This is a genomic window from Kitasatospora sp. NBC_01246, from assembly GCF_036226505.1.
Lineage (GTDB): Bacteria > Actinomycetota > Actinomycetes > Streptomycetales > Streptomycetaceae > Kitasatospora.
On sequence record NZ_CP108484.1, the window covers coordinates 6,840,826 to 6,854,871 of the forward strand.

At 75.9% G+C, this 14,046-nt stretch carries 12 protein-coding genes; 9 read left to right on the forward strand and 3 right to left on the reverse strand.

Annotated elements, in window-relative coordinates:
• Window positions 1–112: 112 nt before the first annotated feature.
• Both OG618_RS29000 and OG618_RS29005 read left to right on the forward strand, forming a co-directional pair.
• Window positions 113–1,180, forward strand: a complete 1,068-nt coding sequence (locus OG618_RS29000; protein WP_329490510.1) for an RNA ligase (ATP) — start codon at window positions 113–115, stop codon at window positions 1,178–1,180.
• Window positions 1,181–1,468: 288 nt separating this feature from the next.
• Window positions 1,469–2,272, forward strand: coding sequence for an MHYT domain-containing protein (locus OG618_RS29005; RefSeq protein ID WP_329490511.1), 804 nt, complete (start codon window positions 1,469–1,471; stop codon window positions 2,270–2,272).
• A 104-nt stretch (window positions 2,273–2,376) separates the two neighbouring features.
• Here OG618_RS29005 and OG618_RS29010 read toward each other — a convergent pair whose 3' ends face one another.
• Window positions 2,377–2,748: a hypothetical protein gene (locus OG618_RS29010; protein ID WP_329490512.1), complete on the reverse strand. Its 372-nt coding sequence runs from the start codon at window positions 2,746–2,748 to the stop codon at window positions 2,377–2,379.
• A 203-nt stretch (window positions 2,749–2,951) separates the two neighbouring features.
• On the opposite strand from OG618_RS29010, the gene OG618_RS29015 reads away from it, so the two are divergent.
• On the forward strand, window positions 2,952–3,731 hold the full coding sequence (locus OG618_RS29015; RefSeq protein ID WP_329490513.1) for an RNA polymerase sigma factor: 780 nt from the start codon (window positions 2,952–2,954) through the stop codon (window positions 3,729–3,731).
• Between the two features lie 45 nt (window positions 3,732–3,776).
• Window positions 3,777–4,733 (forward strand): hypothetical protein, encoded by a 957-nt coding sequence (locus tag OG618_RS29020; protein ID WP_329490514.1) that lies wholly within the window; start codon window positions 3,777–3,779, stop codon window positions 4,731–4,733.
• 123 nt (window positions 4,734–4,856) lie between these two features.
• Here the strand turns inward: OG618_RS29020 and OG618_RS29025 are convergent, their stop codons facing one another.
• The gene (locus tag OG618_RS29025; protein ID WP_329490515.1) at window positions 4,857–6,251 is read right to left on the reverse strand and encodes a cation:dicarboxylate symporter family transporter; all 1,395 of its coding nucleotides are present in this window, start codon (window positions 6,249–6,251) and stop codon (window positions 4,857–4,859) included.
• A gap of 182 nt (window positions 6,252–6,433) precedes the next feature.
• On the opposite strand from OG618_RS29025, the gene OG618_RS29030 reads away from it, so the two are divergent.
• Complete coding sequence (locus tag OG618_RS29030; protein ID WP_329490516.1) at window positions 6,434–8,074, forward strand: sensor histidine kinase; 1,641 nt, start codon at window positions 6,434–6,436, stop codon at window positions 8,072–8,074.
• Window positions 8,071–8,820: a response regulator gene (locus tag OG618_RS29035; protein WP_329490517.1), complete on the forward strand. Its 750-nt coding sequence runs from the start codon at window positions 8,071–8,073 to the stop codon at window positions 8,818–8,820. Before OG618_RS29030 ends, OG618_RS29035 begins: the two co-directional genes overlap by 4 nt.
• 45 nt (window positions 8,821–8,865) lie before the next feature.
• Here OG618_RS29035 and OG618_RS29040 read toward each other — a convergent pair whose 3' ends face one another.
• A complete protein-coding gene (locus OG618_RS29040; RefSeq protein ID WP_329490518.1) occupies window positions 8,866–9,525 on the reverse strand; it encodes a class I SAM-dependent methyltransferase in 660 nt (219 codons plus the stop codon).
• Window positions 9,526–9,670: 145 nt separating this feature from the next.
• Here OG618_RS29040 and OG618_RS29045 point away from each other — a divergent pair, with 145 nt between their 5' ends.
• From OG618_RS29045 to OG618_RS29055, 3 genes are all read left to right on the forward strand, one after another.
• On the forward strand, window positions 9,671–11,068 hold the full coding sequence (locus OG618_RS29045; protein ID WP_442906877.1) for a diaminobutyrate--2-oxoglutarate transaminase family protein: 1,398 nt from the start codon (window positions 9,671–9,673) through the stop codon (window positions 11,066–11,068).
• Entirely contained in the window at window positions 11,065–12,618 is a 1,554-nt protein-coding gene (locus OG618_RS29050; protein ID WP_329490519.1) for a pyridoxal phosphate-dependent decarboxylase family protein, read from the forward strand. The genes OG618_RS29045 and OG618_RS29050 overlap by 4 nt, the downstream gene beginning before the upstream one ends.
• Before the next feature lie 548 nt (window positions 12,619–13,166).
• Entirely contained in the window at window positions 13,167–13,925 is a 759-nt protein-coding gene (locus tag OG618_RS29055) for a tRNA-dependent cyclodipeptide synthase (RefSeq protein WP_329490520.1), read from the forward strand.
• Window positions 13,926–14,046 lie beyond the last annotated feature (121 nt).

Here is a 14,046-nt window from a genome sequence, read left to right on the forward strand (position 1 = left end):
GAGAGTGCTCACCGGGCGTGAGCGCGCCCGGCCGGGCAGCGGTCCGCCCGTACGCACCCGCGCCCGTACGCACCGCCGGCCGACCGGCCGGGCCAAGGGGAGGAGCCCACCCGTGTCCACACTGCGTGTCACCGCCGAACGGCTGACCGTCCTGGCGCACCCGAACGCCGACGCCCTGGAGCTGGCACAGGTCGGGCTCTACCGGGCGGTGGTGGCCAAGGGCGCGTACCGGACCGGCGACTACGCCGTCTACATCCCCGAGCAGGCCGTGCTGCCCGCGCCGCTGATCGAGGAGCTGGGCCTGACCGGGCGGCTGGCCGGGAGCGGCGCCGACCGGGTGAAGGCCGTCCGGCTGCGCGGCGAACTGTCGCAGGGCATCGTCTGCCGGCCCGGTGCGCTGGCCGGCACCGATCTGGCGGCCGCCGCCGAGCGCGGCGAGGACTTCGCCGAACGGCTGGGCGTGGTGAAGTGGCGGCCGCCGATCCCCACGGCGATGAACGGCGAGGTGGTCCGCGCGCCGGACCTGCTGCCGTGGGTGGACATCGAGAACCTCAAGCGCTTCCCCGGGATCTTCGAGCCCGGCGAGCCGGTCGTGCTGACCGAGAAGCTGCACGGCAGTTGCTGCCTCGTCACCTACCACGCCGCCGGGGGAGAGGTGCAGGTGGCCTCGAAGGGCATCGGCGCCCAGGGGCTGGCGCTGGCCGAGGACGGGCGGAACCTCTACTGGCGGGCCGTCCGGGCGCACGGCATACCGGCGGTGGCCGCCCGGCTGGCGGAGCGGCTCGGCGCCGAGCGGGTGGGCATCTTCGGCGAGGTGTTCGGCGCCGGTGTGCAGGACCTCACGTACGGCGAGTCCGGCCGCACCGAGCTGCCCGGCTACGCGGCGTTCGACGTCTCGGCGGTGGTGGACGGGCAGCTGCGCTGGCTGTCGGCGGCCGAACTGCTCGGCGGTGAGCTGCCGGTGGTGCCCGAGCTGTGGCGCGGCCCGTTCGACCCGGACACCGTGCTGGCGCTGGCCCAGGGGCGCGAGACGGTCTCCGGGCGCGAACTGCACGTGCGCGAGGGCGTGGTGGTCCGTCCGGTGGCCGAGCGGTACAGCCCGGTGGTGGGCGGCCGGGCGATCGCCAAGGTGGTCGGCGACGCCTATCTGACCCGCAAGGGCGGCACCGAGTACGAGTAGGAGGGCTCGTCGGCCGACCGCCGGTCGGGGCGGCACAGGACCGGCTCATTCGAGCACAGCCTCCCCAGGGTGCGGGCAGCTTTCCATATCTTCGGGTGACTTCTTTCGAGGTCCCGATAGCGTCCCACGCACCCCGGACCGGAAGCGCACGTGCGGACGGCATATGACGGCTGATCGGCCCCTCCGGACCGGTCACCCGCCCGCCGGCCGTGCGGAGTCCGCCCGGTCCAGGGAGCCCGGGGCGCGGCGGGGACCGCCCCGGGCCCCGACCGCTCGACCGGAGGTCCCATGGGCACGACGAGCCACCTCGGCTCCGGCTGGGTGACGCCCGCGCTGTCGTGCGTGGTGGCCTGCGCCGTCGCGGCGCTCGGCCTGCGCCGCACCCTGCGCGGTCTCGCGGCGACCGGCGCCGCCCGGCGGAACCGGCTGCTCACCGCGGCGGCGGCGATCGGCTCCGGCATCTGGACGATGGACGTCGTGGCGATGTCCGGCTTCACCCCCGACGGCGCCGAAGCGTGCCACGGCGTTCCGGCGGCGGTGCTCGGCCTGCCGGTGGCCGTCCTGGTCACCGGTCCGGGGGTGTGCGCCGTCGGGTGCGGGCGCCGCCGCGGCCCCGCGCTCCTGGCCGGCGGCGTGATCACCGGCCTCGGGATCGCCGCGGTGCACTACCTCGACCTGGCGGCCCTGCGGACCCGCGGCGGCCTGCGCTTCGACCCGGGCACGGTGGCGCTCTCGGTGCTGGTCGCGGTCGGGGCGGCCACCGGCTCGCTCTGGGCCGTCGTCACCCTCCGCAGCGCGGCGGCCGAGACGGCCGCCTCCCTGGTGATGGGGCTCGCCGTCAGCTGTCTGCACTGCGCGCGGACGGCCGCCGTGTCCGCCCGGGCCGGGCTCGACGGGACCGGCCCGATGGAGTTCGTCCTTCCGCTCGCCGTCGGGACCGGGTCCTTCCTCTTCCTCGCCGCCGCTTTCGCCGCGCTCTCGCCGCCGGCCCCGGACCGCGCCGCCCACCGGGAGGCGGGCGAGCTGACCATCGAGGAGTTCCCGGCGGCGCCCGCGCGCCCCGGGCCGGGGCGGCACGACCGCGCGGCCTGACGCCGTCCCGGCCGCCGGCCCGCCGGGCGCGACGGGCCGTCCGGAACGGTTCGGGGGCGCCACCCGCGGACGGGTGGCGCCCCCGCGCCGGTGCGCGGAACGGGTCAGCCGCGGGTCTGGAACACGATCCTGGTCCAGCTGGAGCCCGGGCAGTTGCCCCAGACCGCCCACGGCTGCGTCCGGGCGCCGATCCAGAGCCCGGTGGTGGAAGTGCCGTTGGCGCAGTAGGTGATGGTGCGCAGCTCGCCCGAGTAGACCCGGCAGTTGCCCTCCCAGCGCCAGCCGTAGTCGGCGGTGATGGTGCAGCGGTAGGAGGCGGTGACGGCCTCGGCGGACGCGCCCGGACCGGCGGAGATGGACTGGTCGCCGGCGGCCGGCGCGGCGGCTGTCGGCAGGGTGGTGGCGCCGACCGCGCCGAGGGCGGCCGCGGCCACCATCCCGAACTTGGCGATGTTCCTGGCGATACAACCTGACATGGGTGCTCTCTCCTCGCTCGTGGTGCCTGCCCCGGCCGGGCGTCGGGAGCCGGAAGTCCCCGGCTCCGCCCGGACGATGACGCATTGCACACGAATGACTGCGGAGCGTGAGACGACAATCTATGATGTGACCTGTGTCACAGGCTGGTTGTCGGCCGGGCCGTCAACCGTGCCTCCGGGGTGCCGATGTCCGAGGGGGCGGCATGGAGTCCAGTGGTGGGTGCCGGGGCGGGCGGGAGCCGGATCCCGGACCCGCCTCCGACACGGCCGAGTTCAACCGGGTGTTCACGGATCTGCTGCCCCGGCTCCACCGCGCGGCCGTCGGGCTCACCGGCAGCCGGGCCGCCGCCGACGACGTCGTCCACGACGCGTATCTGCGGATCGCCCGCGGCCCCGACCGGTTCCTCGGCCATCCGCAGCCCTACGCCTACGCGTTCACCACGATGGCGAACCTCGTCCGGGACCAGTGGCGACGCGAACGCCGCCGGGTGCCGCCGCCCGAGTGGGCGGCCGACGAGCAGGCCTGCGCCGATCCGCTCGGCGGCGGGCTGGGAGAACTGCTGGCGCGCTGGGAGGTGCTCCGGCTGCTGGGCCGGCTGACCGCCAAGCAGGCCCGGGTGGTGCAGCTGGTCGACCTCGACGGGTACAGCGTCGACGAGGCCGCCGCGCTGCTCGGCCTGCACCGCTCCACGTTGGCGGTCACCCGGCGCCGGGCGCTGGCCCGGCTCCGGGTGGTCCTCGAAGGCGAACGCGAGCACGGACGCGGTGACGAGGGGGGTCGGGGGCGCGAGGGGCAGCGTGCCGGCGGGCTCCCCGGCCGCAACCCGGTCGAACGCGCGGGCGATCGCGATCGCGATCGCGACTGCGACTGCGACTGCGACCGTGCCCGCCGCTGCGACCCGGCCCGGGGTCGCTCCGGCCCCGAGGTGCGGCCGTGCGCCCCGCGGTGGCGGCGGGGAGGGGCCGCCGACGCACCGAACTGACGACAAGTCAGCTGATGCGGGGCCCCGGCCCGTACGCTGCCCATCGTGATCGCGTACGAGGAACACCGGCTCCGCACCCTGGCCGAGGACGGCCGCTGGTCCGAGCTGCTCGGCCACTACCGGCGCGCCCGGGCCCTCGCGGCGGCGCGCGACGGCGAGCAGCGGGCGGCGGCGGAGACCGCGTCGCTCGGCCACCTGATCGCCTACGCCGCGCCGCCCGAGCTGGCCGTCCGCCTGTTCGACCGCGATGGCGGCCCGGGCAGCGCCGCCGGAACGGCGGACCACGACGCCGGTCCGCTCTGGGAGGTACTGGCGACCCGGCACTCCTGGCTGCGGCTGGCCCCGCTGCTCGGTCCGGCCCCGGTGCGCCGGCTGGTCGCGCACACCCGGGTGCTGATCGGCGAGGACCTCTCGTACGGGGCCGAGCCCGATCCGGAGGGCGTCCCGCTGCAACTGGAGCCCTGGGAGACGGCCGGCTGGGGCGAGGGCGTGCGGGTCCGGGACTACCTGCCGGCCGGCGGTTCGCGCAGCGCCCTGCTGACGCTGCCCGCCACCCGGGAGGGGCTCGGCCCCGTCCTGCTGCCCGAGCCCGGTACCCGGCTGCGCGGTCAGCGGGCCACCCGGGGGCTGGCCGCGCTGGCGGACTGGGTGGAGGTGGTCTGCGCCCGCGGGCCGGCCCCGCAGGCCGCCGCCCTGGTGGCGCCGGGGCGGCGGGTCACCGGGGGGTACCTGCCGTTCGCGCTGGCCTACCCGGTGCTGCTGCTGGCCGGTGTGGTGGACCGGGCGCACGGCTCGGCACAGGGCCGGCTGGCGCTGTGGCGGGCGCTCGGCGCGATGGCCGGCGCGGGCGGGCCGAACCGCGCCGAGGTGAACGCCCTGGTGGCCCGGATGCGCTGCTTCACCTGGTGCGAACCGGAGGACGGGCTGCGCCATCTGCACATCGCGGTGGAGGATCCGGCGAGCGGTCTGAGCTGGGCGGTCAGCGGATCCGACGATTTCTGACCTCGCCGGGCGGCGTTCACCCGGTCGCCGGGCGGCGACCGGGTGCGGACGGGCGGATCCCCGGCCCGGCGCCGCTCGGGGGGTTGGGCGGGGCGCCGGGCCGGGGGGCTCGGTGGCGGTGGCTCAGGCCGCCGGGGCGGCGCTCTGCGCGGGGACCGGGTCCGGCCGCACCTCGGGGGTGCCGGGCGCGTCGGGCGCGCCGTGGGTGTCCACCAGCGTCCGCTCGTCGAACGGGATCGCGCCCGCCAGCACCTGCCGGGCCCGCTCGCGGTCGAACTCGCCCGTCCAGTGCCCGATCAGCACGGTGGCCACGGCGTTGCCCGCGAAGTTGGTCAGTGCCCGGGCCTCGGACATGAAGCGGTCGATGCCGACGATCAGGCCGACCCCGTCCACCAGCGCCGGCTTGTGCGACTGCAGTCCGCCCGCGAGGGTGGCCAGCCCGGCGCCGGTGACCCCGGCCGCGCCCTTGCTGGCGATCACCATGAAGACCAGCAGCGACAGCTGCTCGCCGATCGACATCGGCTTGTCCATCGCCTCGGAGATGAAGATCGAGGCCATCGTGAGGTAGATCGCGGTGCCGTCCAGGTTGAAGCTGTAGCCGGTCGGCACGGTGATGCCGACGACCGGGCGGCTGACGCCCAGGTGCTCCATCTTGGCGATCAGGCGGGGCAGCGCGCTCTCCGAGGACGAGGTGGAGAGGATCAGCAGGAACTCGCGGCCGAGGTAGCGCAGCAGGGTGAACACGTTCACCCCGGCGACCAGCCGCAGCAGCGTGCCGAGCACCACGACGACGAAGAGCCCGCAGGTGAGGTAGAAGCCGATCATGATCACGGCGAGGCTCTTCAAGGCGGCCGTGCCGGTCGCGCCGACCACCGCCGCCATCGCCCCGAAGGCGCCGACCGGCGCCACCCACATGATCATCGACATGACCCGGAACACCAGCCGCTGCACGTGCTCGATCCCGCGCAGCACCGGCGCCCCGGCGGTGCCCATCGCCTGGAGGGCGAAGCCGGCCAGCAGGGCGACCAGCAGGGTCTGCAGCACCTTGCCCTCGGTGAGGGCCGAGAACATGGTGGTCGGGATCATCCCGAGCAGGAAGTCGGCGGTGGACTGGGCGCCCCCGGCGGCTGCCTGGGCGTGACCGGACTTGGCCAGCGCGGCGGTCAGGTGCAGCCCGCCGCCGGGCTCCAGCAGGTTGCCGACCAGCAGGCCGATGGCCAGGGCCACGGTCGACATGGCGAGGAAGTAGCCGAGGGCCAGTCCGCCGACCTTGCCGACCTTCGCCGCCTTGGTCACCGAGCCGATGCCCAGCACGATGGTGCAGAAGATCACCGGGCTGATCATCATCTTGATCAGATTGACGAAGCCGGTGCCGATCGGCTTCAGTTCCACCGCGAACGACGGTGCGGCCAAGCCGACCACCACGCCCGCGACCACCGCCACGATCACCGCGAGGTAGAGGTAGTGGGTGCGGTCCCGGCGTCTGCCTCCCGCCTGTGCTGCTCCAGTGATCGACATCCGCGGCTCCTTCGCCTGCAGTCCTGGCGGCCCCGGGTGGTGGGCCGCTCCGACTATGGGCCGCGCCGTGACGGAGGTCACGTTTGCGTTCATAGAGTTCACACCCCGCCCGGGCCCGCGGCGGACCGGGCGGGGCCCGCGGGGGCCGGGCCGGGTTCCGGCGGTGGTGCACACTGTCAGGCATGTCCGCGCGCACCCTCCCCTCGCCGCGCCGGCCGGTGCGCAGCCTGGCCGGACAGCTCTTCGTCGTCCAGGTGGTGATCGTCGCCGCCGTGGTGGCCGGTGGCGCCGTGCTGGCCTACCTGTTCACCGCCGACCGCACGGAGGACGCCGCCCGCCGCCAGGTCACCGCCGTCGCCCGCTCGGTGGCCGACGCCCCGTCGGTGCGGGCGGCCGTCGCCGGGCCGGACCCGACCGCCGTCCTGCAGCCCTACGCCGAGCAGGTGCGGGTGGACACCGGGGTCTCCTTCATCACCGTGATGGACACCGCCGGGATGCGCTGGACGCACCCGCTGCCCGAGCAGATCGGCAAGACCTTCCTCGGGCACATCGACTGGGCGCTCGCCGGGGAGACCCGCAGCGAGACGTACACCGGCACGCTCGGGCCGTCCGTGCGGGTGGTCACCCCGGTCCTGGACGCGGACCACCGGGTGGTCGCGCTGGTCAGCGCCGGCATCACGGTGCAGTCCATCTCCGCGCAGCTGCGCGGGCCGCTGCTCGCGCTGGTCGGCGTCGCGGTGGCCGCGCTCGCCCTCGGCGGGCTCGGCACCTACCTCGCCAACTCCCGGTTGCGGCGGCACACCCACGGCATGGGGCCGGCCGAGCTCAGCCACCTCTACGAGTACCACCAGGCGACCCTGCACTCGGTGCGGGAGGGGCTGGTGCTGCTCGACCGCAAGCACCGGGTGGTGCTCTGCAACGACGCGGCCCGCGAACTCCTGTCGCTGGCTGGGGAGGTGGAGCGGCGGCCGATCGACGGGCTGGGGCTGCCGGCGGCCCTGGTGGCCGCCGTGCTCGGGCAGGAGCCGGTCCGGGACGAGGTCCACCTCACCGCCGAGCGGGTGCTGGTGCTCAACACCTCCACCATCGGCACCGGCCTCGGCCGGGTCGTCACCCTCCGCGACCACACCGAACTGCAGTCGCTCACCGGCGAGCTGGACTCCGTGAAGAGCTTCACCGAGGCGCTGGGCGCGCAGGCGCACGAGGCCGCCAACCGGCTGCACGCCGTCGTCTCACTGATCGAACTCGGCCGCCACGAACAGGCGGTGGAGTTCGCCACCGCCGAACTCGAACTCGCCCAGCAGCTGACCGACCGCGTCGTCGCGGCCGTCGGCGAGCCGGTCCTGGCCGCCCTGCTGCTCGGCAAGGCGGCCCAGGCCGCCGAGCGGGGCGTGGAGTTGACGCTCACCGAGGACAGCCGGATCGACGACGGAGTGCTGCCGCCCGGGCTCGCCGCCCGCGACCTGATCACCGTCCTCGGCAACCTGCTCGACAACGCGGTGGACGCCGCGATCGCCGGCGCCGCCGGGCGCCCGGACCAGCCCGAGGTCACCGTCACCGCCCGGGTCGACGGCGACCACCTGCTGCTGCGGGTCGCCGACACCGGCGCCGGGATCGACCCGGGCGCGGTGGACGACGTGTTCCGGCGCGGCTGGAGCACCAAGCAGGACGGCCACGGGCACGGCCTCGGGCTCGCCCTGGTCGCCCAGACCGCCCGGCGCAACGGCGGCACGGTCGAGGTCGGCCGGGACCGCGGCGCGGTGCTCACCGTCCGGCTGCCGCTCGCCCGCCGGCCCCGGCAGCCCGAGACGGCGGCGTCATGAACAGCCCGTCGGTCCGGCCCGAGATCTCCGTCCTGGTGGTCGAGGACGACCCGGTGGCCGCCGCCGCCCACACCCTGTACGTCGGGCGCGAGCCCGGCTTCCGCGCCGCCGGGACGGTGCACAGCTGCGCCGACGCGCTGCGCTTCCTGGACCGCGCCCGGGCGGCCGGCCGGCCCGTCGACCTCACCCTGCTCGACCTCTACCTGCCGGACGGCCACGGCCTCCAGCTCTGCGGCACGCTGCGCGCGGCCGGCCACACCACCGACGTCATCGCCGTCACCTCGGCCCGCGACCTCGCGATGGTCCGCCAGGCCGTCTCGGCGGGCGTGGTCCAGTACCTGCTGAAGCCGTTCGGCGCGGCCGCGCTGCACGACCGGCTGGAGCGCTACGCCCGCTACCGCGACACCCTGGGCCGCACCGGCGAGGCCACCGGCCAGGACGAGGTGGACCAGGCGCTCGCCCTGCTGCGCACCCCGGAACGCACCGCCCTCCCCAAGGGGTTGAGCGCCCCCACACTGGACACCGTCGCCACCGTGCTGCGGGAGGCCCGCACCGGGATCTCCGCGGCGGCCGCCGGAACCGCCGCCGGCGTCTCCCGGATCACCGCCCGCCGCTACCTGGAACACCTCGTCGACACCGGCCTGGCGGCCCGCGAACCGCAGTACGGCAACGTCGGCCGCCCGGAGCTCTGCTACCGCTGGACGGGCGGCGGCGAGCGGAAGGGCGTCACACCGGGACGAGCATGATCCGCCCGTCGCCCTCGCCCGCCGGGGGCCGGCCCCCGGCGGCACCTAGCCGGCGGTCCTGACCGCTCGGGCGAGGTACTGGTCGTCGGTGTCGGTGTACCTGTCCAGGTGCCAGCCGGTGGTGGTCAGGAGGGGGCGGAGGTTGGGTTCGGCGCGGAGGTCGTCGGGGGTGAGCGCGCGGCCGTGGCGGGCGGCCAGGGCGGCCCGGCCGACGGGGTGGAAGAGGGCCAGCACGGCGCCGGGGCGGGTGACGCGGGCGAGTTCGCGCAGGGCGCGGTCCGGATCGTCGAGGTGGGAGATCAGCCCGGCGGCGAAGACGGCGTCGAGGGCGGCGTCCGGGAGCGGGAGGCGGGCGCAGTCGGCGAGCAGCAGGGCCGCGGTGCCGGGGTGGTGGGCGCCGGCCTCGCGCAGCATCTCGGGGGTGACGTCGACGCCGAGCACCAGGCCGTCGGGGCCGACCGCCGCCCGCAGCGGGGGGAGGGCGCGGCCGGTGCCGCAGCCGGCGTCCAGGACGCGACCGCCCGGGCGCAGGCCGAGGGTGGCGACGGCGGCGTCGTACCGCGGCCCGTCGTCGGGGAACTTGGCGTCCCAGCCGGCCGCGCGGGAGGCGAAGAACGCGCGGGTGCGGGCCAGTTCGGCGGAGTGCTCGGCGTCGCGCCCGGCCGGGTCGGGGGCGCCGGGGGCGGGGGAGGGTGAGGGCGGCATGGGGGCGAGAGTAGCGCGCGGGCCGTAACCGGTGGGCGGTTCACTCGTTGGGGAGGCGGGCTCCGCGTCACCCGCTCGGGTGGTTCTCGCCTCCCGGAGCCCGTCCGGCCAGGTCAGGGAAGTAAAGTTAGGCTTACCTAACTTCTTGGAGTTCGCCTTGACGCTCGCCGCCGTCCCCGCCACCGGGCCCGCTGCCGTCCCCGCCCAGGCCCCGGGCGACGCCATCCTGCGCCGCCAGCGCGTTCGCGAGTCCGCCGCCCGCACCTACGCCCGCTCGTTCCCGATCGTCCCGGTGCGCGCCCACGGCATGACGGTCGAGGGCGCCGACGGCCGCCGTTACCTGGACTGCCTCTCCGGGGCGGGCACGCTCGCCCTCGGTCACAACCACCCGGTGGTGCTGGAGGCGATCCGCCGCACCCTGGACAGCGGCGCGCCCCTGCACCTGCTCGACCTCGCCACCGCCGAGAAGGACGACTTCACCACCGCCCTGTTCGAGAGCCTGCCGCCGGAGTTCGCCCGACAGGCCCGAGTGCACTTCTGCGGGCCCGCGGGGACGGACGCCGTCGAGGCGGCGCTCAAGCTGATGCAGACCGCCACCGGCCGCTCCGGCGCCCTCGCCTTCACCGGCGCCTACCACGGCATGACGGCCGGAGCCCTGGCGCTGACCGGCAACGTCGCCGTCAAGGAACCCCTGCCGGGCGGCGGCGAGGTGGTCCGGCTGCCCTACCCGTACGGCTACCGCTGCCCGTTCGGCGTCGGCGGCGAGGCCGGCACCGAGCTCGCCGCGACCTACGCCGAGCGGCTGCTGGACGACCCCTCGGGCGGGGTGGTCCGGCCCGCCGCGATGATCCTGGAGGCGGTCCAGGGCGAGGGCGGCGTCGTCCCCGCCCCCGACGGCTGGCTGCGTGCGATGCGCCGGATCACCGCCGAGCGCGGCATCCCGCTGATCGTCGACGAGGTGCAGACCGGGGTCGGCCGCACCGGTGCGATGTGGGCGGTCGAGCACAGCGGGATCGTCCCGGACGCCATGGTGCTCTCCAAGGCGATCGGCGGCAGCCTGCCGCTCGCCGTCGTCGTCTACCGCGAGGAGTACGACCGCTGGCGGCCGGGCGCCCACACCGGCACCTTCCGCGGCAACACCCTCGCCATGGCGGCGGGCGCCGCCACTGTGCGGTACGTCGCCGCGAACGGCCTGGCCGCGCGGGCCGAGCTGGTCGGCGCCCGGATGGTCGAGCGGCTGCGGGCGCTGGCCGGTGAGCTGCCGGTGATCGGCGACGTGCGCGGGCGGGGGCTGATGCTGGGCGTCGAACTCGTCGACCCGGCCGCCGAACCGGACGCCTGCGGGGCCCGCCCGGCCGCACCCGCGCTCGCCGTCAAGGTCCGGGAGGCCTGCCTGGCCCGCGGCCTGATCGTCGAACTCGGCGGCCGGCACGACGCCGTCCTGCGGCTGCTGCCGCCGCTCACCATCACCGACGAGCAGGCCGCCGCCGTGCTCGACCGCCTGGCCGACGCCATCGCGGCGGCCGCGGCGGGCGTACGGTGACGACCCCGGTCGAGCCCGGCCGCCCCGACCGGGAGCCCGCCCGCCTCGCCGCGGTGCCCGGAACCGCCCCAGCCCCCGCCCCCGACGCGCTGGCCGGTGGCGCCGGCGGCGGCGCGGCGCTCGCCCCGCTGGTCGCCGAGGTGCTGGCCGCGCTGGCCGCCGGAGCCGCCCGCCGGGCCGGTCCGCTGCCCGCCGGCCGACCCGGGGAGCTCGCCGCGCTGGCCCGCGCGGAGCTGGCCGACGCGCACGGCCCGCAGGCGCTCGCCCGGCTCACCGAACTCCTCGCCCACGGCGCCGCCGACCCGGCCGACCCGGCCTGCGCCGCCCACCTGCACTGCCCACCGCTGGCCGTCGCGGCCGCCGCCGACCTCGCGGTCAGCGCGCTGAACCCCTCGCAGGACTCCTGGGACCAGGCCCCCGCCGCGACGGCCCTGGAGACGGCGCTGATCGCCGAGCTGGCCGCCCTGGTCGGCTACGACCCGGCCGGCGCGGCCGGGGTGCTCACCTCCGGCGGCACCGAGTCCAACCTGATGGGCCTGATGCTGGCCCGCGACCAGAAGCTCGACGGCATCGTCGAGCTGGAGGGGATCCCGGCCGGCGTCGAGCCGCGGATCATCGCCTCCCGCGCCGCGCACTTCTCCGTCCAGCGCGCCGCGGCGCTGCTCGGCCTCGGCGAACGCGCCGTCGTCCCCGTCCCCGTCGACCGCGACCAGCGGATGGACCCGGACGCGCTGGCGAGCGCCCTGGCCGGGGCGAGCTGGGCCGGACAGACCCCGATCGCCGTGGTGGCCACCGCCGGCACCACCGACACCGGTGCGATCGACCCGCTGCACGCCGCCGCCGACCTCGCTGCCCGCTACGGCGCCTGGCTGCACGTGGACGCCGCGTACGGGGGCGGCGCGCTGCTCTCGGACCGGCTCGCCCCGCTGCTCGACGGCATCGCCCGCGCCGACTCCGTCTCGCTCGACTGGCACAAGCTCGGCTGGCAGCCGGCCGCCGCCGGGGTCTTCCTGGTCCGCCGCGCCGAGACCTATGTCTCGCTCGCCCGCCGGGCCGAGTACCTCAACCCGGCCGACGACGAACAGGCCGGCTACCCCAGCCTGTTGGGCCGCTCGCTGCGCACCACCCGGCGGGCCGACGCCTTCAAGATCGCCGTCACGCTGCGCACCCTCGGCCGCGCCGGGCTCGGCCGATTGGTCGACGCCTGCCACCGGCTGGCGCTGGACGCCGCCGAGGCCGTCCGGGCGGAGCCGGCGCTGGAGCTTTACGCCGAACCCGTCCTGACCACCGTGCTGTTCCGCTACCTCCCGCCGGGCCGCCCGGGCGCCGGCGCCGCCGACCCGGCCACCGTGGACGCGGTCAACGGCGAGCTGCGCCGGGAGCTGCTGCGCACCGGCCGGGCCGTCGTCGGCCGGACCGAACTCCCGGGCGAGGGCCCCGGGCGGGTCCGGCTGAAGCTGACGCTGCTCAATCCGCACACCACCGCCGCCGAGGTCGGCGTCCTGCTGGGCCGGGTGGTGCGGGCCGGGCGGGAGATCGCGGCCGGCTGACCGCCGCGGCCGGCCGGTGGGCCGCCGGCTGCCGCGTCCGACCGGTGGGCCGCGGTGTCCGGCCGGCCGGACCCGGGTCCGGCCGAATTGCCTTTGCCTCGGCAATTCGGCCGGACCCGGGTCCGGCCGAATTGCCGAGGCAAAGGCAAAGCCTTTTTCGGGGGCGGATGTTGGAGGAATGCACACTGGCGTGCCATGCTCCCCGGGGGATATTCGGCCGCCCCCGGAAAGCCTCCGTGGACATACCTTCCCGGAGGAGTACAGGCTGATTCAGGCCGCCTGGTGATCAGAATCCGCCAACCCCTCGGCAGGGCTTGCGGAGATCCCGAACGGCGGCGGTAACTTCATGTGGTCGCCGCCCCACCAAGAGCACACGGCTCCCCGGGGCAGGCCGCCTGACCAGGCGCGCGTCATCAGCATGCGGTGACCCCACCCCCGACTCCGGGTGAACTCCGGCTGCCGTCATGCACTTCTGTGAATCCCCGGTAAAACCGCGTGAACCACCTGAAGCCAGTCCTGTGACCATTCCTGCGAAGCGGAGGCAAGGCATGCGTGAAACCCTCCCGGGTGAACGTGCCACACCCATCGATACGACCGGGTACGAGGCCCTTCCGTTCTCCGACCGCTGCCGCGAGATCTGGCGCCGCGGTGAGCACCTGCTCATCGGTGTCAGTCCCGGGAACAGCTATTTCAGTCACCGCCGAATCGCCGAACTCATCGGGTGGGGGCTGGAGTTCTTCGAGCGGATCGACATCGTCCACGCCGATCTGCATGTCGGGGCGCAGTACGAGACCTTCGGCTACACACCCGAACACGCGCACCGGCGGGCCGCCAAGGAGGTCAAGGCCACCGCCCGCCGGATCGCCCGCGGCGTCGAGGAGACCGGCCATCGCGACGCCGTCCGGGCGCACGCGCTCTCCGAGTTCGCCGGCCACCCCGTCTACCGGCGGTTGCACCGGGAGGCCCTGGACGCACTCCGCGCCGACCGGGACTTCGGCGCGGCCGCCGAGGCGATGGCGCGCGGCTTCCTGGCCGCCCGGCTGGACGAGGGGCTGGCGCCGAACGAGCCCCAACTGGCCGCCGGGCTCCGCTACATAACCGCCGAGCTGCCGTTCTTCCTGGACACTCCGGCGCTGCTCGGCGTGCCCTCCTCGGTGAGCTGCTACCACCTCCAACTCCCGCTCACCCCGGTGCTGTTCGGCCGCTCGGAGGGTCTGCGGGCGGCGCCCGGCCAGGGCTACGCGGTGGTCCGCCCGGCCGCGCCGACGGCCGCCGCGGGCGCTGTCGCCGGGACCCGCGCGGCCTGACCGCACCCGACCCGACCCGTGCGGCCCGACCCGGCCGCGCCCGCACGTACCCGCGCCGCGCCCCGCCCCGCCCGGCCGACCGCCCGCGCGCCCGTGCCCCGACCGGTGCCCGCACACCCGC